Source organism: Pantoea hericii (genome assembly GCF_014155795.1).
Taxonomy (GTDB): domain Bacteria; phylum Pseudomonadota; class Gammaproteobacteria; order Enterobacterales; family Enterobacteriaceae; genus Pantoea; species Pantoea eucalypti.
Genome location: NZ_SCKV01000006.1, coordinates 198,533 through 220,713, shown reverse-complemented (window position 1 = coordinate 220,713; position 22,181 = coordinate 198,533). Strand labels below are relative to the sequence as shown.

Annotated in this window: 20 protein-coding genes; 4 read left to right on the top strand and 16 right to left on the bottom strand. The window is 54.9% G+C overall.

All coding sequences use genetic code 11. The features are described from left to right. Window positions 1–93: 93 nt before the first annotated feature. Together H7K52_RS15020 and bglB are read left to right on the top strand one after the other, a co-directional pair. Complete coding sequence (locus H7K52_RS15020) at window positions 94–1,692, top strand: MFS transporter (RefSeq protein ID WP_003849855.1); 1,599 nt, start codon at window positions 94–96, stop codon at window positions 1,690–1,692. Window positions 1,693–1,695: 3 nt separating this feature from the next. Further along, on the top strand, window positions 1,696–2,835 hold the full coding sequence (gene bglB / locus H7K52_RS15015; RefSeq protein WP_008925936.1) for a beta-galactosidase BglB: 1,140 nt from the start codon (window positions 1,696–1,698) through the stop codon (window positions 2,833–2,835). A 52-nt stretch (window positions 2,836–2,887) separates the two neighbouring features. On the opposite strand, the gene ptsG is transcribed toward bglB, so the two are convergent. The 14 genes from ptsG to yceD form a co-directional block, all read right to left on the bottom strand. Beyond that, complete coding sequence (gene ptsG, locus H7K52_RS15010; RefSeq protein WP_003849857.1) at window positions 2,888–4,324, bottom strand: PTS glucose transporter subunit IIBC; 1,437 nt, start codon at window positions 4,322–4,324, stop codon at window positions 2,888–2,890. A gap of 289 nt (window positions 4,325–4,613) precedes the next feature. Continuing rightward, entirely contained in the window at window positions 4,614–5,405 is a 792-nt protein-coding gene (locus H7K52_RS15005) for a metal-dependent hydrolase (RefSeq protein ID WP_003849858.1), read from the bottom strand. Between the two features lie 18 nt (window positions 5,406–5,423). Then, window positions 5,424–6,413: a DNA polymerase III subunit delta' gene (gene holB / locus H7K52_RS15000; protein ID WP_078804279.1), complete on the bottom strand. Its 990-nt coding sequence runs from the start codon at window positions 6,411–6,413 to the stop codon at window positions 5,424–5,426. Further along, complete coding sequence (tmk, locus tag H7K52_RS14995; protein WP_154926086.1) at window positions 6,413–7,045, bottom strand: dTMP kinase; 633 nt, start codon at window positions 7,043–7,045, stop codon at window positions 6,413–6,415. The genes holB and tmk overlap by 1 nt, the downstream gene beginning before the upstream one ends. Then, window positions 7,035–8,054: an endolytic transglycosylase MltG gene (gene mltG / locus H7K52_RS14990; RefSeq protein ID WP_182630180.1), complete on the bottom strand. Its 1,020-nt coding sequence runs from the start codon at window positions 8,052–8,054 to the stop codon at window positions 7,035–7,037. Before mltG ends, tmk begins: the two co-directional genes overlap by 11 nt. Then, on the bottom strand, window positions 8,051–8,866 hold the full coding sequence (pabC, locus tag H7K52_RS14985) for an aminodeoxychorismate lyase (protein ID WP_182630179.1): 816 nt from the start codon (window positions 8,864–8,866) through the stop codon (window positions 8,051–8,053). Before pabC ends, mltG begins: the two co-directional genes overlap by 4 nt. Window positions 8,867–8,957: 91 nt before the next feature. Further along, a complete protein-coding gene (fabF, locus tag H7K52_RS14980) occupies window positions 8,958–10,199 on the bottom strand; it encodes a beta-ketoacyl-ACP synthase II (protein WP_008925932.1) in 1,242 nt (413 codons plus the stop codon). A gap of 85 nt (window positions 10,200–10,284) precedes the next feature. Continuing rightward, window positions 10,285–10,521: an acyl carrier protein gene (gene acpP / locus H7K52_RS14975; protein ID WP_003849865.1), complete on the bottom strand. Its 237-nt coding sequence runs from the start codon at window positions 10,519–10,521 to the stop codon at window positions 10,285–10,287. 154 nt (window positions 10,522–10,675) lie between these two features. Beyond that, a complete protein-coding gene (gene fabG / locus H7K52_RS14970) occupies window positions 10,676–11,410 on the bottom strand; it encodes a 3-oxoacyl-ACP reductase FabG (RefSeq protein ID WP_003849866.1) in 735 nt (244 codons plus the stop codon). A gap of 10 nt (window positions 11,411–11,420) precedes the next feature. Next, a complete protein-coding gene (gene fabD, locus H7K52_RS14965) occupies window positions 11,421–12,353 on the bottom strand; it encodes an ACP S-malonyltransferase (protein WP_003849867.1) in 933 nt (310 codons plus the stop codon). A 16-nt stretch (window positions 12,354–12,369) separates the two neighbouring features. Further along, complete coding sequence (locus H7K52_RS14960) at window positions 12,370–13,323, bottom strand: beta-ketoacyl-ACP synthase III (RefSeq protein WP_003849868.1); 954 nt, start codon at window positions 13,321–13,323, stop codon at window positions 12,370–12,372. Then, window positions 13,324–14,364, bottom strand: a complete 1,041-nt coding sequence (gene plsX, locus H7K52_RS14955) for a phosphate acyltransferase PlsX (protein WP_003849869.1) — start codon at window positions 14,362–14,364, stop codon at window positions 13,324–13,326. Between the two features lie 25 nt (window positions 14,365–14,389). After that, complete coding sequence (rpmF, locus tag H7K52_RS14950) at window positions 14,390–14,560, bottom strand: 50S ribosomal protein L32 (protein WP_003849870.1); 171 nt, start codon at window positions 14,558–14,560, stop codon at window positions 14,390–14,392. 14 nt (window positions 14,561–14,574) lie between these two features. Next, on the bottom strand, window positions 14,575–15,096 hold the full coding sequence (gene yceD, locus H7K52_RS14945; RefSeq protein WP_008925931.1) for a 23S rRNA accumulation protein YceD: 522 nt from the start codon (window positions 15,094–15,096) through the stop codon (window positions 14,575–14,577). Between the two features lie 140 nt (window positions 15,097–15,236). Here yceD and H7K52_RS14940 point away from each other — a divergent pair, with 140 nt between their 5' ends. Continuing rightward, a complete protein-coding gene (locus H7K52_RS14940) occupies window positions 15,237–15,824 on the top strand; it encodes a Maf family protein (protein ID WP_182630178.1) in 588 nt (195 codons plus the stop codon). A 13-nt stretch (window positions 15,825–15,837) separates the two neighbouring features. On the opposite strand, the gene rluC is transcribed toward H7K52_RS14940, so the two are convergent. Continuing rightward, window positions 15,838–16,794 (bottom strand): 23S rRNA pseudouridine(955/2504/2580) synthase RluC, encoded by a 957-nt coding sequence (rluC, locus tag H7K52_RS14935; RefSeq protein WP_003849873.1) that lies wholly within the window; start codon window positions 16,792–16,794, stop codon window positions 15,838–15,840. 573 nt (window positions 16,795–17,367) lie between these two features. On the opposite strand from rluC, the gene rne reads away from it, so the two are divergent. Beyond that, window positions 17,368–20,820: a ribonuclease E gene (rne, locus tag H7K52_RS14930; protein ID WP_033761809.1), complete on the top strand. Its 3,453-nt coding sequence runs from the start codon at window positions 17,368–17,370 to the stop codon at window positions 20,818–20,820. A gap of 391 nt (window positions 20,821–21,211) precedes the next feature. Here the strand turns inward: rne and flgL are convergent, their stop codons facing one another. Next, window positions 21,212–22,177: a flagellar hook-associated protein FlgL gene (gene flgL, locus H7K52_RS14925; protein WP_078804277.1), complete on the bottom strand. Its 966-nt coding sequence runs from the start codon at window positions 22,175–22,177 to the stop codon at window positions 21,212–21,214. Between the last annotated feature and the right edge of the window lie 4 nt (window positions 22,178–22,181).

Genomic DNA, 22,181 nt, shown 5'->3' with positions numbered 1-22,181 from the left:
ACCGCCGCGTCAGCTCTACTTTGCTAATCAGTCCGGGGGAGATGTCTGGCGTCACCCGGTCAAATTGCCCCATAACATTAAGGAGCCTCACACATGCGCTCACGTAAAATTGGTCCTGGCCACTATCTGGCCTATGGATCTGGCGATTTTCTCGGAGCAGGCACAACGGCGCTGACTGCCGCCTGGTTACTCTATTTTTACACGACCTTTTGTGGATTAACCCCCATTCAGGCCACGCTGATTTTCGCCGCCGCTCGCGTGCTGGACGCCGTGGTCAGCCCGCTGATGGGCTTCCTTACCGACAACTTCGGTTCAACCTGGCTGGGCAAACGTTTTGGCCGCCGGAAATTCTTTATCCTGCTCGGCATACCCTGTGTCTTCAGTTATAGCCTGATGTGGGTTAGCGACATGAGTTTCTGGTGGTATCTCTGCACTTACCTGCTGTTTGATATCGTCTACACCATGATTCTGGTGCCTTATGAAACGCTGGTGCCGGAAATGACCGACGACTTTAAACAGAAGACCCGCTTTTCCGGGGCGCGAATTGGTCTGGCACAATTATCAGCGATACTGGCCGCATTCTTACCCGGTATTTTGCTGAGCATGCTGGGCAAAGAAAATCCCCTCTCCTTTTTCTATGCCAGCCTGGTGTTCTCAGTAATTTGCGCGCTGGTACTGACGCTGGTGTGGTGCTTTACCTGGGAACGTCACCCCGATGACTTTTCTGCCGAATCACGCCGTGCGGAGCAGGAAAAGCAGCAGCTGACGCTGATGCAGAGTCTTAAACGGCTCTATGTCGAACTGGCCTCAACCTTACGTATCCGTATCTTCCGGCAACACCTTGGCATGTATCTCGGCGGCTATATTGCTCAGGATGTGTTTAACGCCGTCTTTACATGGTACGTGGTGTTTGTGCTGATGCAGAGTGCACAGGTTGCCTCCAGCCTGATGGGCACAATGGCAGTCTTGCAGTTTATTGCTGTGATGGTGATGATCCCGCTCTGTATCCGTATGGGACCGGCCCCTGCCTATCGTCTGGTCGCCATACTCTTTGGCCTCGCCGCGCTCTCCTATGCCGGTCTTTGGTATACCGGAATGAACGACAACATGTCTCTGCTGCTGGTGATCTCTGCCGTCGCAGGCCTGGGGCGTGGCGGCATCAACTATGTGCCGTGGAACACCTACACCTATATCGCTGATGTGGATGAGGTGATCACCGGTCAGCGCCGTGAAGGGATATTTGCCGGCATCATGACCCTGACGCGTAAAGCGTCCCAGGCGGGTGCCGTCATGCTGGTGGGCATCGTGCTGCAGCTCTCCGGCTTTGTCTCTGGCCAGGCCACGCAGGCGCCGGGCGTCAGCCACACTATTCTGGCGATTCTCAGCATCGGCACGGTGGCCGTGCTGACCTGCGGCTTTATTGTCTCACTGCGTTTTAAACTGAATTTGCAGACGCACACCGTGCTGCGCCAGGAGACGCTGAAGATGCGCGAGGCAGGCCGTATCGTGCCGGAAAGTCTCACCCCGGAAGCACGGAGCATTGTCGAAACGCTGGCAGGCATGCCTTACGAGAATCTGTGGGGTAACAACAACATTGGCTTCCTTAATCGCAACAAGCCCGCGCCGGAAAAACTTACCGCACATCCCGTATTAACCCCTTCTTTAAACACCACCTTAAAACGACAGGAATAAACCATGACTGTATTTCCCGTTAAACACAGCAAGTTATTGTGCCAGCCTGAGTATCTGCTGCCACGCAGCGAACTGGTTCAGCTGATTCAGAAACTGACTCAGAATCTGGTCAATATCACGGATGAAACAGGCGAATTTTTATTACGGCTGGACGATGGCCGGGTGATTGATACTAAAGGCTGGGCGGGCTGGGAATGGACACACGGCATCGGCCTGTACGGCATGCTGCACTACTATCAGCAGACCGGTGACGCGCAGACGCTGGCCATCATTGACAGGTGGTTTACGCAGCGTCTGGCGGAAGGCACGCCGACCAAAAACGTGAATACCGTGTGCCCCTTTCTGACGCTGGCTTATCGTTACGAAGAGACCAGAAACCCGGCCTGGGTGCCGGTGCTGGAGCGCTGGGCAGAATGGGTCATGTATGAAATGCCGCGTACTGAACAGGGCGGCCTGCAGCATATTGTCTATAACAATGAGAACACCCAGCAGCTCTGGGACGATACGCTGATGATGAGCGTAATGGCGCTGGCTAAAATTGGTCAGTTGCTGAAGCGCGATGAGTGGGTTGAAGAAGCGAGCTATCAGTTTCTGCTGCATACCCAGTATCTGATGGATCGCGAAACCGGCTTATGGTTTCACGGCTGGAACTTTGATGGCCGCCATAACTTCGCCAATGCGCGCTGGGCGCGCGGCAACAGCTGGGTGACGATTGTCATTCCCGACTTCCTGGAGATGATGAACTGGCCTGAACATCACGCGACCCGTCGCTTTCTGCAGCAGGTGCTGGAGAGCCAGGTCAACGCGTTGAAGGCCTGTCAGCACAGCAGCGGATTGTGGCACACCCTGCTCGATGATCCGCACAGCTATCCGGAAGCGTCTGCCACCGCCGGGTTTGCCTATGGCATCCTGAAAGCGGTGCGCAAGCGTTATCTGCCCGCTGCGTATCGTGAGGTGGCAGAAAAAGCGCTGCGCGGCGTAATTGCCAATATTGATGAAGATGGTGAGCTGATGCAGGTCTCTTTTGGTACTGCAATGGGCAGTGACCTGGACTATTACCGCACGGTTCCTCTGACCTCCATGCCGTACGGTCAGGCGATGGCCCTGCTCTGTCTGACTGAGTATCTGCGTGTTTACCTCTGAGTCCTGGCCAAAAAAAAGCCCCGCTTAGCGGGGCTTTTTCATCTCTTAATGATTACATGCTGCGGATGTAATCATCCATATCGGTTTTCAGGTTATCGGATTTGGTTCCGAAAATTGCCTGTACACCGGAACCCGCAACCACCACGCCACGAGCGCCGAGGTTTTTCAGTTCAGACTGATCCACTTTCGCTACATCAGCAACGCTGACACGTAAACGGGTGATACAGGCATCCAGGTTGGTGATGTTCTCTTTACCACCAAACGCAGCTACCAGTTTGCCCGCCATCTCCGTTCCGGTCGCGGTAGACTGCTCGCTGCTGCTGCTCTCTTCACGGCCAGGCGTTTTCAGATCCAGTTTCGCAATCAGAACGCGGAATACGGTGTAGTAAACCAGGCCGTAGATGATGCCGATAATCGGGAACAACCAGATTTTGCTGCTGTTGCCGCTCAGCACGATGAAGTCGATCAGACCGTGTGAGAAGCTGGTGCCATCACGCATTCCGAGCAGGATACAGATTGGGAAGGCCAGACCTGCCAGCAGCGCATGGATCACATACAGAATCGGCGCCACGAACATGAATGAGAATTCAATCGGTTCGGTGATACCGGTCAGGAATGAGGTCAGCGCAGCAGAGATCATGATGCCGCCAACTTTGGCACGGTTTTCAGGTTTCGCTGAATGCCAGATAGCAATCGCGGCCGCTGGCAGACCGTACATTTTGAACAGGAAGCCACCTGAGAGTTTACCTGCGGTCGGGTCACCTGCCATGTAACGTGGGATGTCGCCGTGGAATACCTGACCTGCCGCATTGGTATATTCACCAATCTGCATCTGGAAAGGTACGTTCCAGATGTGATGCAGACCAAATGGCACCAGCGCGCGCTCAACAACGCCGTAGATACCAAAGGCAACAACCGGGTTCTGATAGGCCGCCCACTGTGAGAACTCCTGAATCGCAGCACCGACGGGTGGCCAGATAAAGGAGAGCAGCACACCCAGCACAATCGCCGCCAGGCCAGAGATAATCGGCACAAAGCGTTTACCGGCAAAGAAGCCCAGATATTCTGGCAGCTTGATGCGGTAGAAGCGGTTGAACATGTAAGCGGCGATGGAACCGGCGATGATACCGCCCAGCACCCCGGTATCGGCGAGGTGTTTCGCCTCGATCTCTGCCGCTGGCAGATGCAGCACCAGCGGTGCAACGACCGCCATGGTTTTCACCATGATGCCATACGCGACAACGGCGGCCAGTGCCGAAACGCCGTCGTTGTTAGTAAAGCCCAGCGCCACGCCGATAGCAAAAATCAGTGGCATGTTGGCGAACACCGATCCACCCGCTTCTGCCATTACATGGGAAACCACTGCTGGTAACCAGCTGAAATTGGCTGAACCGACCCCTAACAAAATACCGGCAATCGGCAGAACCGATACCGGCAGCATCAGCGATTTACCGACCTTTTGAAGGTTGGCAAAAGCATTTTTGAACATAGCGTGAAGCTCCTGAGTATGAGTGCATATTTGCGCAGAGCGCGTGGCAAAGAGGGAGGATTCTTTGCCGGGCTGGCGGTGACCGCCTTTTGATTTATTACGAAGGGTAAAATAAATCCCGAATTGTTACTTTGACGGCTATCACGTTTCAACAAACAGAGCCGCGCACTTTACGAAATTTCTGACTGATCCGCACGAGTAATCGACGATAAAAAGCTGACCCTGGCTGAATAGACAGGGTCATATAAGCAGGTTGCAGATTAATTACAGAGAGTGAAATAAAAGACGGTTAGCCGCCCAGCTTACTCATGGGGATATGAAACAGCGTTGAAAAGTTTTGAGTGGTGGCAGCGGCCAGCGTTTCCATATCCACGCCTTTTAATACGGCCAGATATTCGGCAACATCGCGCGTATAAGCGGGCTGATTCTCTTTACCGCGATACGGCACGGGTGCCAGATAAGGTGAATCCGTTTCCACCAGCATCCTGTCCAGCGGCACATAACGCGCAGCTTCGCGTAACTGTTCAGCATTGCGGAAGGTGACAATACCGGAAAATGAGATGTAAAAGCCCATATCCAGCAGCTTTGCGGCGGTGGGCTGATCCTCGGTGAAGCAATGCAGCACGCCGCCACAACGCTCGACCTGCTCTTCACGCAAAATCGCCAGCGTATCTTCGCGTGCATCCCGGGTATGAACAATAATCGGTTTATTCAGCGCGATGCCAGTACGGATATGTTCCCGGAATGAGCGCTGCTGCTGATCTTTGGTCTCTGGCTGATAGTGATAATCCAGCCCGGTTTCACCCAGTGCCACGACCTGAGGATCGGCAGAGAGCCGGCGAAACTCCTCAACGTCATAGGCCTCTTCCTGATTCAGCGGATGCACGCCGCAGGAGAGCGCAATGTTTTTTCGATCGCCAACCAGACTTTTCAGGGTGTGAAAACCCGGCAGCGTGGTGGCAATAGCCAGCATAAATTTCACATCACGCGCTGCTGCTTTAGCGATCACATCATCAAGGTCACGGTGGTGCTTTTCATAATCCAGGCCATCAAGATGGCAATGGGAATCAACAATAAACATAATTACTCTCAGGTAGGTTTAGCCGACCAGCGCGGGCTTCTGTAGGTCCGCCCAGCTCAGGAGCTGATCGGTCAGCAATAATTCGCGATTGACTGACGCCACATGCAGTAACTGCTCACGACAGCGCATCCATGCCTGGGTGCTGCTGTTGAGCGCACTAGCGGAAAAGTAACCGGCCAGGAGCTGCACCACATCCTGGCGATCAATATTACTCAGCCATTGTCCCGCATTTTGCTGCCATTTCATGGCATCCAGCAATAACGAGAGCAGCCAGCCGATACGTGCGGCCGCGTCGTCCGCGTTCAGTGCAGGCAGCAGTTGCAGGATGTCCTGCTGTAACGCAGCGGGCAGCGCATCACAGAGCTTCTGACGGGCTTGCCACGGTCCGGTTTCCAGCAGGCTCAGTGCCGCTCCGGGTGCGCCCGCGCCCAGGCGCAACGCTGCCAGCAGCATCTGTTCATCGTGGGAGGATTGCTTCTTCAGCCAAAGCAGACTTTGTCCTTCGTCCGGCGGTGTCAGATGAAGCGTCATGCAGCGGCTGCGCAGCGTGGCCAAAAGGCGTGAGGGGTCACGGCTGCTGAGGAAGAACCAGCTGTTGGCAGGCGGCTCTTCAAGGGTTTTCAGCAGTGCGTTAGCTGCGGCTTCCGAAAGCTGCGCAGCATCTGGCAGCCAGACCACTTTCGCGCCGCCCTGCTGACCAAAGTGATACATCTTTTCCGTCACCTGACGCACCGCATCAATGCCCAGGGTACTTTTGCCCTTCTCTGCCTCAAGCCGATACCAGTCAGGATGGGTGTTGGCCTGCATCAGCTGACAACCGTGGCACTCTCCGCAACTTTTCAGGCCATCCCGCTGCTGGCACATCAGCCAGCGGCTCATTCCCCAGACCAGTGCCTCATCGCCCATGCCCGCCATCGCCTGGATCATCAGCGCATGGTGCGCGCGATTTTCCTGGTGCTGACTGATCACCTGACGGTAAGGCTGATTCAGCCACGGATACCAGTTCATCACGCCTGCTCCGCCAGCCAGCTATCCAGCGTCGCTTTAAGTGACGCGGTCACTTCTTCCAGCGACTGAGTGGCATCAATGGTAAGAATGGTGGGATCGTCTGCTGCCAGCGTCAGATAGCGCGCGCGGGTGCGCTCAAAGAAGCGCAATGACTCCTGCTCAATACGATCCAGCTCGCCACGTGCACGGGCACGCTGGAGACCAATATCAGGTGTCACATCCAGATAGAGCGTCAGGTCGGGACGGAAATCGCCTAAGACAGCATCACGCAGCGTCTGCATCAGTTCACTGTCGAGTCCCCGACCGCCGCCCTGGTAAGCCTGAGAAGAGAGATCGTGTCGATCGCCAATCACCCAGGCACCGCGAGCCAGCGCAGGTTTGATGACGGTCTCCACCAGCTGAACGCGCGCTGCATAGAGCATCAGCAGCTCTGCTTTATCCGTAACCTGCTCACCCTCAATCCCCTGCTTGACCAGTGTCCGCAGCTGTTCTGCCAGCGGCGTGCCGCCCGGTTCACGGGTAAAGACCAGATCGTTGATGCCCCGGGCGCGCAGCGTGGCAACAACAGCATCACGCGCAGTGGTCTTTCCGGCGCCTTCCAGGCCTTCAATGACGATAAACTTACTGTTCATTTTTTTCCTTCAGTGTCTGCCGGTAAATCTGCACCGCTTTGTTATGGCTGGCAAGGTTGGTGGTGAACGTATGTCCACCCTTCCCGTCTGCAACGAAGTAGAGATAGTTCGTTTTTTCAGGATGCGCTGCTGCCTGAAGTGACGCTTTGCCCGGCATGGCAATCGGGCCAGGCGGCAGCCCGTTAATCGTGTAAGTATTGTACGCGCTGGCGGTTTCAAGATCTTTGCGGGTCAGCGTGCCGTTATAACTGTCACCCATGCCATAGATGACGGTGGGATCGGTCTGTAACCGCATTCCCGTGCGCAGGCGATTAATAAACACCGAGGCGACACGTGCGCGCTCTTCGCTGACACCGGTCTCTTTCTCAATGATGGAGGCCATCGTCACCATATCCTGTGGCGTTTTATAGGGCAGATTGTCCGCCCGTCCCTGCCACACCGCATCAATGGTCTTTTTCATCCGATCATGCGCCCGCTGCAACAGCGCCATATCGGTGGTGTTCGCCGTGTAGAGATAGGTATCCGGGAAGAAGTTGCCTTCCAGTTGTTCAGGCTCCACCTTGAGTGCGCTGGCCAGGGTGGCGAACTGATCGTCTTTCAGGGTGTGCCGGATGTAGGGCGCTTTACGCAGTTCACTCAGCCACTCTTTGAGCCGCTGACCTTCGACGAACCGCACCGGGAATTGCGTCTCTTTGCCGCTGGCCAGCAGCTGTAACAGCGAGCGTACGGTCATGGTTGGCTCAAGGCGATAAGTGCCCGCCTTAAAGGTCGCCAGTTCCGGCTCCAGACGCAGCAGCGCACCAAACCAGATACTGTGGGGAATAATTTTCTGCTCTTCCAGCTGCGCTTCAAGCGCAACCCGCCCCGTGCCGGCAGGCAGCGTATAAATCGTTTCCTGTTTCAGCGTCAATGGGGTGGCAGCAAACTGCTTAACCTGCCAGTAACTCAGCACCGCTGCGAGAACGACGATTGCCAGCAGGCTGACGAGAATCTTTTTACTTCGAATCATGATGCATCCATTATTTGTTCACAGCTTGCCAGCAGCTGCTTAAACAGCGAGCGCTCAGTAAACTGCACCGCTTCTATCTGTCGGACCGGCAGAACCGGCATCAGCGCGTTACATATCACCACTTCATCGGCTGCCAGCAGTTGCGCCGGTTCGCTTTTCACTATCTGGCAAGCCTGACCTGCGGCAGCAAGTTGCGCCATAAGACTCCGCCGCATAATGCCATCGACACCCGATGCCGAGAGATCGGGCGTGAAAATCTGCGTGCCCTGACGCCAGAATAAATTGGCCGCACAGCATTCCACCACCCAACCTTCAGTGTCAAGCACCAGCGCCTCGTCGGCGTCTGTCTGGTCAAGATGAGCCCGGATCATCACCTGCTCCACGCGGTTCAGGTGCTTGATACCGGCAAATTGCGGGTTTCGCGCCAGACGAATCGGACTAAGCCGGAGTCGGGCACCACGCTGCTGTATATCGGTGTAGTGTTGTGGCCAGGCGGTCAGAGAGACGATTCGCACAGGTTCACCACAGCCGCGACGGCTGTAACCCCGCCCGCCGCTGCCCGTGCTGATAATCACTTTCAGCACCGCCTGGGTTTGTTCATAAGCGGCCTGCTTCATCTCGGTCTCAAGCTGATGCCAGTCGACGCCAGCGATCCATAACCGCTCACAGCCCTCTTTAAGGCGCTGAATATGGCTTTCCAGCATCACAATTTTACCCTGACGCACGGCGGCGGTAGTAAAACAGCCATCGCCGAACTGCAGTGCGCGGTCGCTGGCGGCCACTGTCGATTGTCTGAACCCGTTAATCCACATCGTTCTCTCCTGAGCGTGACCTCTGATTTCACCGCATTTTGCAGGATAAAAAAAGGCCCGCATCGCGGGCCTTTTTAGCAATCAGCAACGATTACACTTTACGGAAAATCAATGAACCGTTGGTTCCGCCGAATCCGAAAGAGTTACACAGCGTGTATTCCAGACCAGAAACCTGACGCGCGGTGTGAGGTACGAAGTCAAGATCGCAGCCCTCATCCGGATTGTCGAGATTGATAGTCGGAGGAACAGCCTGGTCGCGCAGTGCCAGAATCGAGTAAATCGCTTCAACAGCGCCTGCGGCACCCAGCAAGTGCCCGGTCATTGATTTGGTTGAGCTGACCATCACACTGCTGGCCGCTGCCCCGAAGACCGATTTCACCGCCTGCGCTTCCGCTTTATCACCCGCTGGCGTGGACGTACCGTGCGCGTTGACATAGCCAATCTGCTCTGGCGTCATTTGGGCATCGCGCAGCGCATTGATCATGGCCGCCGCGGCACCTGAACCATCTTCTGGTGGTGAAGTCATGTGGTAGGCATCGCTGCTCATACCAAAACCTACGATTTCAGCGTAGATTTTTGCGCCACGCTTCTTCGCATGCTCGTACTCTTCGAGAACCACAATGCCGGCACCGTCACCCAGCACAAAACCGTCGCGATCTTTATCCCACGGGCGGCTGGCCGCTTGCGGGTTTTCGTTTCGGGTTGAGAGGGCACGTGCTGCACCAAAACCACCCACGCCTAATGGCGTACTGGCTTTCTCTGCGCCACCCGCCAGCATCACGTCAGCATCGTTATAAGCGATGATACGTGCAGCATGACCGATGTTGTGCACACCAGAGGTACAGGCTGTCGCGATAGAGATGCTTGGACCTTTCAGGCCATACATGATGCTGAGATGCCCCGCCACCATGTTAACGATGGTTGAAGGCACAAAGAATGGGCTGATTTTGCGCGGACCGCCGTTGACCAGTGAAGTATGATTCTCTTCAATCAGACCTAAACCACCGATGCCGGAGCCAATTGCCGCGCCAACACGGCCTGCATTTTCGTCGGTGACAACCAGACCACTGTCCTGCATGGCCTGCATACCGGCTACAATGCCGTACTGGATGAAGGCATCCATCTTGCGCTGATCTTTGCGCGAGATGTAGTCATCACAATTAAAACCTCTTACCAGACCTGCAAAACGCGTTGCATAAGCACTGGTATCAAAATGGTCGATCAGGGTAATGCCGCTCTGACCGGCAAGGAGAGCACTCCAGGTAGACTCTACGGTATTGCCGACAGGAGACAACATGCCAAGACCAGTCACAACTACACGACGCTTAGACACGTTCGTCCTCCAGGGAGGGGAAATAGGGAACTATGTGGGACAAACAAAAAAATCAGGCGGTCGAGCGACCGCCTGAAGATATTCATTAGCCTTTATGGCTATTGATATAGTCGATCGCTGCCTGAACGGTAGTGATTTTCTCAGCTTCTTCGTCTGGAATCTCAGTGTCAAACTCTTCTTCCAGAGCCATCACCAGCTCAACGGTATCAAGAGAATCGGCACCCAGGTCTTCTACGAAAGATGCAGAGTTGGTGACTTCTTCCTCTTTCACACCCAGCTGCTCACTGATGATTTTCTTAACGCGTTGTTCGATATCGCTCATACTATTTAATTTCCTATCAAAACTCGCTTTCGCGATGGTTTTCGTAGTGTATAAAATGGTGAAAAAGATGCAACAAAATCCCGGCTGGTCGAACCACGATTTTGCGTTATTTTGCGGTTTTAACCGCAAATAAAGCAAATGATTTCGTGATTTATCAGACCATGTACATTCCGCCATTGACGTGCAGCGTTTCACCTGTGATGTAGGCTGCTTCGTCAGAGGCTAAAAATGCGACAGCATTGGCGATTTCCTGTGCATCGCCTAAGCGACCCGCAGGGACTTCCGCCAAAATACCGGAACGTTGATCTTCGTTCAGTGCCCGCGTCATGTCAGTCTCAATAAAGCCTGGAGCCACGACGTTGACGGTAATGCCACGTGACGCGATTTCGCGCGCCAGTGATTTGCTAAAACCAATCAAACCCGCTTTAGCTGCCGCGTAGTTTGCCTGGCCCGCATTACCCATGGTTCCAACAACGGAACCAATGGTGATGATACGGCCCACGCGCTTTTTCATCATGGCACGCAGGACCGCCTTAGAAAGGCGGAATACCGATGTGAGGTTAGTATCTAAGATATCCTCCCACTCATCGTCCTTCATGCGCATGAGGAGATTATCACGCGTAATGCCTGCATTATTGACTAAAATATCCACTTCGCCAAATTCCGCGCGAATATTCTCTAAAACGCTGCTGATGGAGTCAGCATCTGTCACATTCAGTAACAGGCCTTTACCCTTGTCGCCAAGGTAAGCACTGATGGCGTCGGCGCCATTCTGGCTGGTTGCAGTACCCACAACTTTAGCACCACGTGCCGCCAGGGTTTCTGCAATCGCACGACCAATGCCGCGACTCGCGCCGGTAACCAGCGCAACTTTACCTTCAAAGCTCATGATTTTCCTCTTATTCCTTACCGAGTGCAGCTGTCAGGGATGCTGTATCGTTAACGGCAGCCGCTGTCAGACTATCGACAATACGTTTCGTCAGACCGGTCAGGACTTTACCTGGACCCATCTCCAGGAGTTGCGTAACGCCCTGTTCTGCCATCGCTTCCACACTCTCAGTCCAGCGAACCGGGCTGTAAAGCTGACGAACCAGCGCATGCCGGATTGCCGCAGCATCGGTTTCTGCTTTCACATCGACGTTATTAATCACTGGCACCGCAGGCGCAGCAAACGTAATGTTTTCCAGCGCGACCGCCAGTTTATCCGCTGCGGGCTTCATCAGTGCGCAGTGGGAAGGCACGCTGACGGGCAGTGGCAGGGCACGTTTAGCGCCCGCGGCTTTACAGGCAGCACCTGCACGCTCAACGGCTTCTTTGTTACCCGCAATGACCACCTGGCCCGGCGAATTGAAGTTAACCGGTGAAACCACCTGTCCCTGCGCGCTCTCCTCGCAGGCTTTGCGAATAGCTGCGTCATCCAGGCCAATAATCGCCTGCATCGCGCCAGTGCCTTCTGGCACGGCTTCCTGCATCAGTTTGCCGCGCAGCTCAACCAGCTTCACGGCATCAGCAAAGCTGAGCACACCGGCGCAAACCAGCGCAGAGTATTCACCCAGGCTGTGACCGGCCATCAGGACTGGCTGTTGACCGCCCTGCTGCTGCCAGACACGATAGATAGCCACCGAGGCGGCAAGCAATGCAGGCTGAGTCTGCCAGGTTTTATTCAGCTCTTCAGCCGGACCCTGACTCACTAACTGCCACAGATCATATCCCAGCGCGTCCGAGGCTTCACGAAAGGTCTCTTCAACCAGCGGATAAGTCGCGGCTAATTCAGTCAGCATGCCCACGGTCTGTGAACCCTGACCTGGAAAAACAAATGCAATTTGCGTCATCTTTCGTTCCTGTCAATCAAAAGCGAACCAGCGCAGAACCCCAGGTGAATCCACCACCAAAGGCTTCCAGCAAAATAAGGTGTCCGGGTTTGATGCGGCCATCACGAACCGCTTCATCCAGTGCACTTGGCACCGATGCGGCAGAGGTATTGCCGTGACGATCCAGTGTAACGACCACTTTATCCATGGTCATACCGAGTTTTTTCGCGGTGGCGCTGATGATGCGCAGATTAGCCTGATGCGGCACCAGCCAGTCCAGCATTTCGCGATCGAGATTATTGGCCTGAAGCGTTTCGTCAACGATGTGAGCCAGCTCGGTAACCGCGACTTTGAAGACTTCGTTGCCTGCCATGGTGACATAAGCAGGCTGATCCTGATGAGCGCGATCCTGATAAGGCAGCGTCAGCAACTGGGCATAGCGACCATCAGCATGAAGATGAGTTGAGATAATCCCCTGCTCTTCGCTCTGACCCAGCACGACCGCACCGGCACCATCACCGAACAGGATGATGGTACCGCGATCTTCCGGATCCAGCGCGCGCGCCAGGACATCAGCACCAATCACCAGAGCGTGTTTAACCGCGCCATTTTTAATGTATTGATCGGCCACGCTCAGCGCATAGGTAAAACCTGCACAGGCGGCAGCAAGGTCAAATGCCGCACAGTCTTTGATCTCCAGCATTTGCTGGATCATGCAGGCGGAGCTTGGGAAGGCGTGGCTGGAAGAGGTTGTGGCGACAATAATCAGCCCAATCTCGTTCGCGTCAACGCCGGCCATTTCAAGGGCGCGTTGCGCCGCACTGAATCCCATGGTGGCGACGGTTTCGTCAGGCGCAGCAATGCGGCGCTCACGGATGCCCGTACGGGTCACAATCCACTCGTCCGACGTCTCCACCATTTTTTCCAGATCGGCATTGGTGCGAACCTGGCTGGGCAGATAACTGCCCGTACCGATAATTTTGGTATACATCTAGGCTTTGTCACTCCTGGCTAATACAGCATCAAGGCGCGCAGCAATTCGCTCGGGAATTTGCTGCCTCACCGCCTGCTCTGCCTGTTCTATCGCCACGGCGAAAGCGTGTTGATTTGCTGCGCCGTGACTCTTGATCACTGTTCCGCGCAATCCTAACAGACAAGCGCCATTGTACTGGTCAGGGTTGAGTTGCCCGAAGCGCTTCGCCAGGCGTTTCTGGATTAAGCGTCCCAGCAACGTCAGCCACCATGACCGTTTTTTACCTTCCCCTGATGACTTCAGCAGAGAAAGAAACATTCTTACCACGCCTTCCATTGTCTTCAGCGTGACGTTTCCGACAAAACCGTCACAGACCATCACATCCGTTTTACCGGTAAGCAGGTCATTGCCTTCGAGGTAACCAATATAGTTGATTTGCGGTGATTCTCGCAGTACTACTGCGGCATCGCGAATAGTTTCCAGCCCTTTAGTCTCTTCATGACCAATATTGAGCAACGCGACACGGGGCCGTGAAATACCAAGCACATGCTCAGCCATTACCGACCCCATCACAGCAAACTGCACCAGCATGGCACTGTCTGAGTCAACATTCGCGCCCAAATCCAGTACCACCGTTTTACCCTGCTGCTGGTGCGGTAAAACGGACATCAGCGCCGGGCGTTTGATACCGTCCAGCGGTTTTAATAAGAGTGTTGATAGCCCCATCAGTGCACCGGTATTACCGGCGCTGATACAGGCCTGTGCACGTCCCTCTTTGACCATCTCCAGCGCGACACGCATTGAACTGCCGCGACTGTTCCGGATGGCCTGAGCAGGCCGCGCATCACTTGCAATAACCGATTCGGCAGGGATAACCTGCAAACGCCCCGTCAGGGAGGAATCCGCTTTGGCAAGCAATGGCATGAGGGTGTCGGGATTGCCGACCAGAAGAAGGAAAAGTTCCGAATGAGAGGCCAGTGCCTGCAATGCTGCAGGCACTGTCACGCAGGGACCGAAGTCCCCGCCCATGGCATCAATCGCCAGGGTCAAACGTGTCAAGGTATCGCCTTGCTAAGCAAGAAACTTACTTAACGATAACCTTGCGACCGCGGTAGTAACCATCCGCAGTGATGTGGTGACGCAGATGAGTTTCGCCAGAAACTTTATCTACTGACAGAGCAGCAGTGGTCAGCGCATCGTGCGAACGACGCATACCACGCTTAGAACGGGTGGGTTTATTCTGTTGTACGGCCATGGACCTTACTCCTATTACTTACGCTTTAAACTGGCTAATACGGCAAATGGATTTGGTTTCTCCGCCTCTGCAGGCAGTTTACCAAAGACCATGTCCGCCTCGGACACTTCACAGTGTTCAGAATCGTGCACCGGAACGACCGGCAGCGCGAGAATCAGTTCATCCTCGACAACCGCCAGCAAATCGATCTCACCAAACTCGTTGACATCGACCGGCTCGTACGCTTCCGGTAATGCTTCGGCCTGCTCTTCAGAAGAGACAGGGCTGAAGCAGTAACTCACTTTTACGTGATGGGGAAAGGTCTGGTTGCAGCGCTGACAACGCAACGTCACCTGTACTTCAGCAGTACCCGTCAGTACCGCCAGACGCTGGTTATCAACCGCAAACGACATGGCACAATCCACATCACTGTCCACACTAACGACCGACTCGGCCACACGCTCCACCTGTACAGATGTGTAGACACCCTGATAATCAAGGCGCTTCTGAGCGGTGCGGACAGGGTCCAGCGTTAGGGGTAATTTTACCTTTTGCATAGGGCGCGCATATTAACTTTGTAATGTCATAGAGTCAAAGAAAAAGGCCGTTAAACAGCATCTTTCAACCACTATTCGCATCCAGTGCGGCGCACAGTTTAAAATGACTGCCACCAATTCGCTATCACTATTGAAAAAAAATGACACCATCGATTCTTTTAGCTTCAACGTCGCCCTTCCGGCAGGCTTTACTGCATAAGCTTGGCTTGCCATTTATGACCGCCGCGCCGGAGGTTGATGAGTCCCCCGTGCCAGGTGAAACCGCCGAAGCGCTGGTAACACGCCTGGCCGTGGCAAAAGCGCAGGCGCTGGCAAAAACCTGGCCCAGCCACTGGATCATCGGCTCGGATCAGGTCTGCGTGCTGGATGGCACGATCACCGGAAAGCCTCACTCGGCGGAGAATGCATGCGCGCAACTGCGTGCCGCCAGCGGTAAAGCCATTACCTTCTATACCGGTCTGGCCCTTTTTCATCCGGGCAGTGGCAGACTGCTGCAGTGCTGTGAGCCCTTTGTGGTGCATTTCCGCACCTTAACCGACGCCGAAATCGCTGGATACGTGGAAAAAGAACAGCCGCTGCAGTGTGCCGGCAGTTTTAAAAGTGAAGGGCTGGGAATTTGTCTGTTTGATCGACTGGAGGGCCGCGATCCCAATACGCTGATTGGGCTGCCGCTGATTGCGCTGAATGAGATGTTGCAGCAGGCCGGTATCAATCCTTTAACGGACTGATACCGGAGAGCCGTTACGCCTTCATCTGACGCAGTTTATTCAGGCATTGCTTCAGCCCGTCATCGAGTGGCGCTTCGACCCGCATTACTTCGCCCGTGCCAGGATGGGTAAAGGTCAGCGCCGCTGCGTGCAGGAACAGCCGTTTTAATCCGGTTGAGGCCAGCTGACTGTCAAAGTCACGTTCGCCGTAACGATCGTCAAAGGCGATGGGATGCCCGGCATGCAGTGTATGAACGCGAATCTGATGTGTGCGTCCGGTGACCGGACTCGCTTTTACCAGGGTGGCAAAGTCGAACCGCTCTTCCACTTTAAAGCGGGTTTCCGACGCCTTGCCTTCACTGCTGACGCGCACAACACGCTCTCCGCTCTGCAGGATGTTTTTCAGCAGCGGTGCCTGAACCACCTTCAGATGTGAGGGCCAGTTACCGCGCACCAGAGCCAGGTAATCTTTCTGCATGCCCTTTTCACGCAGTTGCTCATGCAGAGAACGCAGCGCCGAGCGCTTTTTAGCAACCAGCAGAATACCTGAGGTATCGCGATCGAGGCGATGCACTAATTCCAGAAAGCGCGCTTCAGGTCGCAGGGCGCGTAACCCTTCAATGACGCCAAAGCTAAGTCCGCTGCCCCCATGCACGGCGGTACCGGAAGGCTTATTCATTACCAGCAGCGACTCATCCTCAAACAGGATGGCATCAGCCAGTGAGGCAACCTTTGCCAGTTTAGGGGAAACAGCGTCTTCATCGCGTTCCGCTACCCGAACAGGCGGAATGCGTACCTCATCGCCCTCCTCCAGCTTGTACTCTGGCTTAACGCGCTTTTTATTCACCCGCACCTCGCCTTTGCGTACGATGCGATAAATCATGCTCTTTGGCACACCCTTAAGCTGGGTGCGCAAAAAGTTATCAATGCGTTGTCCGGCATTTTCAGCCGTGATGGCGACAAAATGTACGCCGGGATTCTCTGTTTTCATGGCGGCGATTCTAAATAGTGTCCCCTGATAGCGCCACCCCTTTTTCTGTGCTTAACTCAGGAGTTGGTGTGACGGCAAGTCGCCTCTCTGCTGGCTTTTTCAGCAAAACGCTGCATTGTCGGACACATTAACGCGTTAAATGTAAAGAAACTTCACAAGCTGGCTAAAGTCGCCTTGCTATATGAAGGTTAGCAATGGAATAATGCCTGAGTTTCCTAACTGATGCATTTCAGGGCAGAAACCGAGCGAAATTGTCATTTTGCCGGATTGAGCAGACACGCAGCAATGGCGTAAGACGTAATGCGAAATCAGGCACTTAGCGGGCTGCGGGTTGCGGCCTGGACAGCAGTATGGGATGCACGGGTTTTCTTTATTCTCTCAGGCATTTCCACTATCTGGTGCTGTTTTCCCTTATGAAAAACAGGCCACCGACGTTATTTGCGCCCCTCGCGCGGTCGACAGCCGTGAGGTTGACGACATTGCACTAAGTCACGGGGCCATCGGTTGATACTCGTCCAGGGTAATTATGCCCGCAGCTGTAATCACTCATGAAAGAATAACGAGTAAGTCACGATGAAAAGAATGTTAATAAACGCAACTCAGCAGGAGGAGTTGCGCGTTGCCCTGGTTGACGGTCAGCGTCTGTACGATCTGGATATTGAAAGTCCTGGACACGAACAGAAAAAAGCCAACATCTACAAAGGTAAAATCACGCGCATTGAACCCAGCCTTGAAGCTGCGTTTGTCGATTACGGCGCAGAGCGTCACGGTTTCCTCCCGTTAAAAGAAATCTCCCGCGAATACTTCCCCTCCAGCTATAACGCGCATGGTCGTCCGAATATTAAAGACGTGCTGCGTGAAGGTCAGGAAGTTATTGTTCAGATTGATAAAGAAGAACGCGGCAACAAAGGCGCTGCGCTGACCACCTTTATCTCTCTGGCGGGCAGCTACCTGGTCCTGATGCCGAATAACCCACGTGCAGGCGGTATCTCTCGCCGCATCGAAGGTGACGACCGTACCGAATTAAAAGAAGCGCTGTCGGCGCTTGACCTGCCGGAAGGCATGGGACTGATTGTCCGCACCGCCGGCGTCGGCAAATCTGCCGAATCGCTGCAGTGGGATTTAAGCTTCCGCCTTAAGCATTGGGAAGCGATCAAGAAAGCCGCTGAAAACCGTCCTGCTCCGTTCCTGATCCATCAGGAGAGTAACGTGATTGTCCGCGCTTTCCGCGACTATCTGCGTCAGGACATCGGTGAAATCCTTATCGATAATCCTAAAGTTCTGGAACTGGCACGTCAGCATATTGCTGCGCTGGGCCGTCCGGACTTCAGCAGCAAAATTAAGCTCTACACCGGTGAAATCCCGCTGTTCAGCCATTATCAGATTGAATCGCAAATCGAATCCGCTTTCCAGCGTGAAGTCCGCCTGCCTTCCGGTGGCTCGATTGTCATCGACAGCACTGAAGCGCTGACCGCGATCGATATCAACTCAGCACGCGCAACGCGCGGCGGTGACATCGAAGAGACGGCGTTCAACACTAACCTTGAAGCGGCTGACGAGATCGCCCGTCAGCTGCGCCTGCGTGACCTGGGCGGCCTGATCGTTATCGACTACATCGATATGACGCCGGTACGCCATCAGCGCGCAGTTGAAAACCGTCTTCGCGAAGCTGTTCGTCAGGACCGCGCCCGTATTCAGATCAGCCACATTTCGCGTTTCGGCCTGCTGGAGATGTCCCGTCAGCGCCTGAGCCCATCATTAGGTGAATCCAGTCATCACGTTTGCCCACGCTGTAGCGGCACCGGCACCATCCGTGATAACGAGTCACTTGCTTTGTCGATTCTGCGTCTGATTGAAGAAGAAGCACTGAAAGACAACACCAAAGAAGTTCACGCTATTGTTCCGGTTCAGGTTGCCTCCTACCTGCTGAACGAAAAACGTGAAGCGGTCAACGCGATTGAAAAACGCCAGGGCGGCGTGCGGGCAATCATCGTTCCTGATGACAAGATGCAGACCCCGCACTACTCCGTGCTGCGCGTACGTAAAGGCGAAGAGACCCAGACCCTGAGCTATCATCTGCCGAAGCTGCACGAAGCCGAAATGGCGATGCCGTCGGAAGAAGAGCATGCAGAGCGTCGTCGTCCTGAGCAGCCTGCTCTGGCCGCGTTTGTGATGCCTGATGCACCGCCGGCTCCGGTAGAAGTTGAGCCGGAAGCGCAGCGTGCTGAAGCTCAGCCAGCGGCAAAAGCTAAACCTGCGGTGGCTGCACCTGCGACGGCCAGCACCGGTTTCTTCGGGCGTCTGCTTGGCGGCCTGAAAAAAATGTTTGCCAGCGAAGAAGCGCCTGCTGCTAAACCTGTGACCGCTGAGGTTGCTGAACCGCAAAAAGCGCCTGAAGGTGAGCAGGAAAACAACAACGGTCGTGGCGAACGACGCAGCAACAATAACAACCGTCGCAATAACAATCGTCGTGAGCGTACGCCGCGTAACGGGGATAACGCACAGTCGCGTGAGGGCCGTGAGCCTCGCGAAAGTCGTGAACCGCGTGAGAGCCGTGAACCGCGCGAAAGCCGCGAGCCACGTGAAAATCGTGAGCCGCGCGAGGGCAATAATAACAACCGCCGCAACAAGCGTGAGTCTCAGTCAGGTGAAGTACGCGAAGAGCGTCCGGCACTGAGCGAAGAAGCGCGCCAGCAGCGTGATGAGCAGCAGCAACAGCGCCGTGAACAGCGCGCTGAACGTCAGCGTCGTCGTCAGGAAGAGAAACGCGCCGGTGAAGAAGCCGCCAAAGTAGCTGAGCAGCCAGCAGTGGTCGCAGAAGCCCTGGACGCGACCGAGGTGCAGGATGATGAGCGCGTACAGGTTATGCCGCGTCGTAAGCCGCGTCAGCTGAACCAGAAGGTGCGTGTTGATGATAATCGTCAACCTATGCCAGCCGAAGCCAGCGACTTTGTCCAGCCTGCCGAAGTGCGTCAGCCTCAGCCAGCTGAAGTTGCACAGCCGCAGCCTGAGTTCCAGGCGCAGCAGAGTGACGAACAGGATGACAGCGACAACCGTGATAACGCCAATATGCCACGTCGCTCACGTCGTTCGCCACGCCATCTGCGTGTGAGCGGACAGCGTCGTCGTCGTTACCGTGATGAGCGTTACCCGACGCAGTCAGCCATGCCTCTGGCCGCAGCAGCAGCGTCTCCCGAGATGGCCTCTGGTAAAGTCTGGATTCGCTATCCGGTGAGCCAGGCCAGCGAAGAGCAGGTGCAGAATGTGACACACCAGACACCCGCGTACAGCGCGGAAGAAACAGCAGTGGCTACCCATGCCCTGCCCGTGGCTGCCGCTGTGGAATCGGGTGTGCAGGACGCGCCAGTGCAGCATGCTGAGCCGCAGGCAGAAACGCCAGTGCCGGTCGTCAACACTGATGATACCCGTGCTATTGACGCCCCGGTTGACGAACAGCCTTCTGTGGTTCCAGCTGCCGATGAAGTGAAAGCAGACGCTGTCGCGGCTGAAGCCGTGCCTGCTGAACCCGTCACTGAAGCGCCGGTTATGACACCTGCTGTTGAGACGGTACAGCCTGCAGAGGTTGCACAATCATCAGAGGTTGAACAGCCTGCGGACGTTACTGAGCAGTCAGCCACTGATGTCAGTGAAGAGATCGCAGCCGAGGTTGAAGAAGTGCTGAATGCGCCAGTCGCAGCAGAGGCTGAAACAGCACCGGTTCGTGAACCTCATGCTCCGGTTGCTGCACGTGATATCGCGCCGGCGGAACCTGTGAAGGCGACCGAACCTGCAGTGTCATTGCCTGCCGACGCATCTGTGCCAGCAGCTGCAGCTGTACCGAACGACGGTACACGCTGGAAGCATTTTGCTTCTGCGCCAATGACCAAAGCGCCTGCGCCAGTCTGGCAGTCAGAACCGGCTCCGCACAGTGATTGGGTGCGTGCACCGTATGAGTTCGACGGTCGCGGTTCTGCAGGAGCGCATAGCGCCACCCATCAGGCCACTGCACCGGCAACCAAGCCGTAACGCATAAGCTGTTGTGAACCGAACCCCGGCCTTAAAGCCGGGGTTTTTTTATGGCTGCAATTCTGCCCGCCAGCCGGATTACGGATAAACAGTCTCTGCAGGGGTCTCTTCAGGCAACAACGAAGGTTTACTCCGGCATTTCGGCTGTTAGGCTGTTGGGCTGTTGGGCTGTTGGGCTGTGGTGGGTGATTCCGGAGTCCGTGCGGTGAATACGTGAAAGCAGGATAACCATGCGAATTATTTTCCGCTGTCACAGAACCTGGTTTAAAAGCTAATGTTCCCGCCCGCCATCAACCGAATCGCAGGCAAAAAAAATCCCACCCTCCTTTAACGGGAGAGTGGGGAAAAGTAAGCGCATCCGGTTAAAGTACGCCTAAAATTTCAGGTCAGACTACGAATTCATCTGGAACAGTGACATCTTGGACATATCAGTAAAGGTCTTGTACGACGCCTGAAGGGCTGTCTGCTTCATGGTATAGCTGGACGCCGCCTCGGTTAAATCTACGTTAACCAGGTCACTCATCTGCGAGTTATAGATCACACTGCGGTCATCGCCCTGTGCATTCAGTGTATCGAGCTCTGAAAGCTGAGTACCAATCTCAGAACGTACCGTTAAAACATTATTCAGCGAGTTACCCAGGCCACGGTTGGTTTTATCCATCGCATCCTGGAAGGTCTGTTTGGTTGCAGCGTCTGCATCATCCTGCGGCACTTTCAATGCAGCAATGGCACTGTCCAGCATCGTAAACACATTGGTTTCGCTGGCGCTGCCATCCGGCTCTTTTTTAGCGTTACCGGAAATCGACATAAAGATACTGTCACCGGTATGCCCTACGGTCATGGTTCGGCTGGTGTCGACCTTCTGGGTGATTGCCTCGGTACCGCCTGTGTAGCTGACGCCGGTGCCTGCCGTGTCAACAAACGGCGCGCTGTCGGTTTTATAACCGGCAAAAATATAGCGGCCATTGGCATCCTGGCTGTTTGCCTGGTTCAGTAACTGAGCGCGAATGCCCTCCAGCTGAGTGGCAATCGATCCGCGGTCACTGTCGCTCAGGGTACCGGTTGAACCGTTAACGATCAGCCCCTGCGCCGCAATGATCCCATCGGTGACACCTTTCAGCGTATTCTCTTCCAGAGACAGGCCCTGATCGGCAAAGGTGCGCGCCAGCGCATATTGCTTGCCCTGCTGCTGGGTTTGTGACAACACCACAGCACGTGACGCCGCAATGGGATCGTCCGAAGGATTATTCACACGGCGGCCGCTGGAGAGCTCCTCGCCTGATTTCAGCCAGGAGGCCTGTGAGTCAGTGATGCCACGCACCTGCTGCTCAAAAATCATATTTGTACTGATTCGCATGTTA

Bases quoted from the DNA above. Each gene is read 5' to 3' on its own strand.
- H7K52_RS15020 (WP_003849855.1), top strand. From the start codon at position 94: ATGCGCTCACGTAAAATTGGTCCTGGCCACTATCTGGCCTATGGATCT.
- H7K52_RS14960 (WP_003849868.1), bottom strand. From the start codon at position 13,323: ATGTATACCAAAATTATCGGTACGGGCAGTTATCTGCCCAGCCAGGTT.
- H7K52_RS15005 (WP_003849858.1), bottom strand. From the start codon at position 5,405: ATGTTTATTGTTGATTCCCATTGCCATCTTGATGGCCTGGATTATGAA.
- fabD (WP_003849867.1), bottom strand. From the start codon at position 12,353: ATGACGCAAATTGCATTTGTTTTTCCAGGTCAGGGTTCACAGACCGTG.
- mltG (WP_182630180.1), bottom strand. From the start codon at position 8,054: ATGATTCGAAGTAAAAAGATTCTCGTCAGCCTGCTGGCAATCGTCGTT.
- tmk (WP_154926086.1), bottom strand. From the start codon at position 7,045: ATGAACAGTAAGTTTATCGTCATTGAAGGCCTGGAAGGCGCCGGAAAG.
- H7K52_RS14940 (WP_182630178.1), top strand. From the start codon at position 15,237: ATGACACCATCGATTCTTTTAGCTTCAACGTCGCCCTTCCGGCAGGCT.
- fabG (WP_003849866.1), bottom strand. From the start codon at position 11,410: ATGAGCTTTGAAGGTAAAGTTGCGCTGGTTACCGGCGCGAGTCGCGGC.
- yceD (WP_008925931.1), bottom strand. From the start codon at position 15,096: ATGCAAAAGGTAAAATTACCCCTAACGCTGGACCCTGTCCGCACCGCT.
- bglB (WP_008925936.1), top strand. From the start codon at position 1,696: ATGACTGTATTTCCCGTTAAACACAGCAAGTTATTGTGCCAGCCTGAG.
- holB (WP_078804279.1), bottom strand. From the start codon at position 6,413: ATGAACTGGTATCCGTGGCTGAATCAGCCTTACCGTCAGGTGATCAGT.
- rne (WP_033761809.1), top strand. From the start codon at position 17,368: ATGAAAAGAATGTTAATAAACGCAACTCAGCAGGAGGAGTTGCGCGTT.
- ptsG (WP_003849857.1), bottom strand. From the start codon at position 4,324: ATGTTCAAAAATGCTTTTGCCAACCTTCAAAAGGTCGGTAAATCGCTG.
- pabC (WP_182630179.1), bottom strand. From the start codon at position 8,866: ATGTGGATTAACGGGTTCAGACAATCGACAGTGGCCGCCAGCGACCGC.
- acpP (WP_003849865.1), bottom strand. From the start codon at position 10,521: ATGAGCGATATCGAACAACGCGTTAAGAAAATCATCAGTGAGCAGCTG.
- rluC (WP_003849873.1), bottom strand. From the start codon at position 16,794: ATGAAAACAGAGAATCCCGGCGTACATTTTGTCGCCATCACGGCTGAA.
- flgL (WP_078804277.1), bottom strand. From the start codon at position 22,177: ATGCGAATCAGTACAAATATGATTTTTGAGCAGCAGGTGCGTGGCATC.
- rpmF (WP_003849870.1), bottom strand. From the start codon at position 14,560: ATGGCCGTACAACAGAATAAACCCACCCGTTCTAAGCGTGGTATGCGT.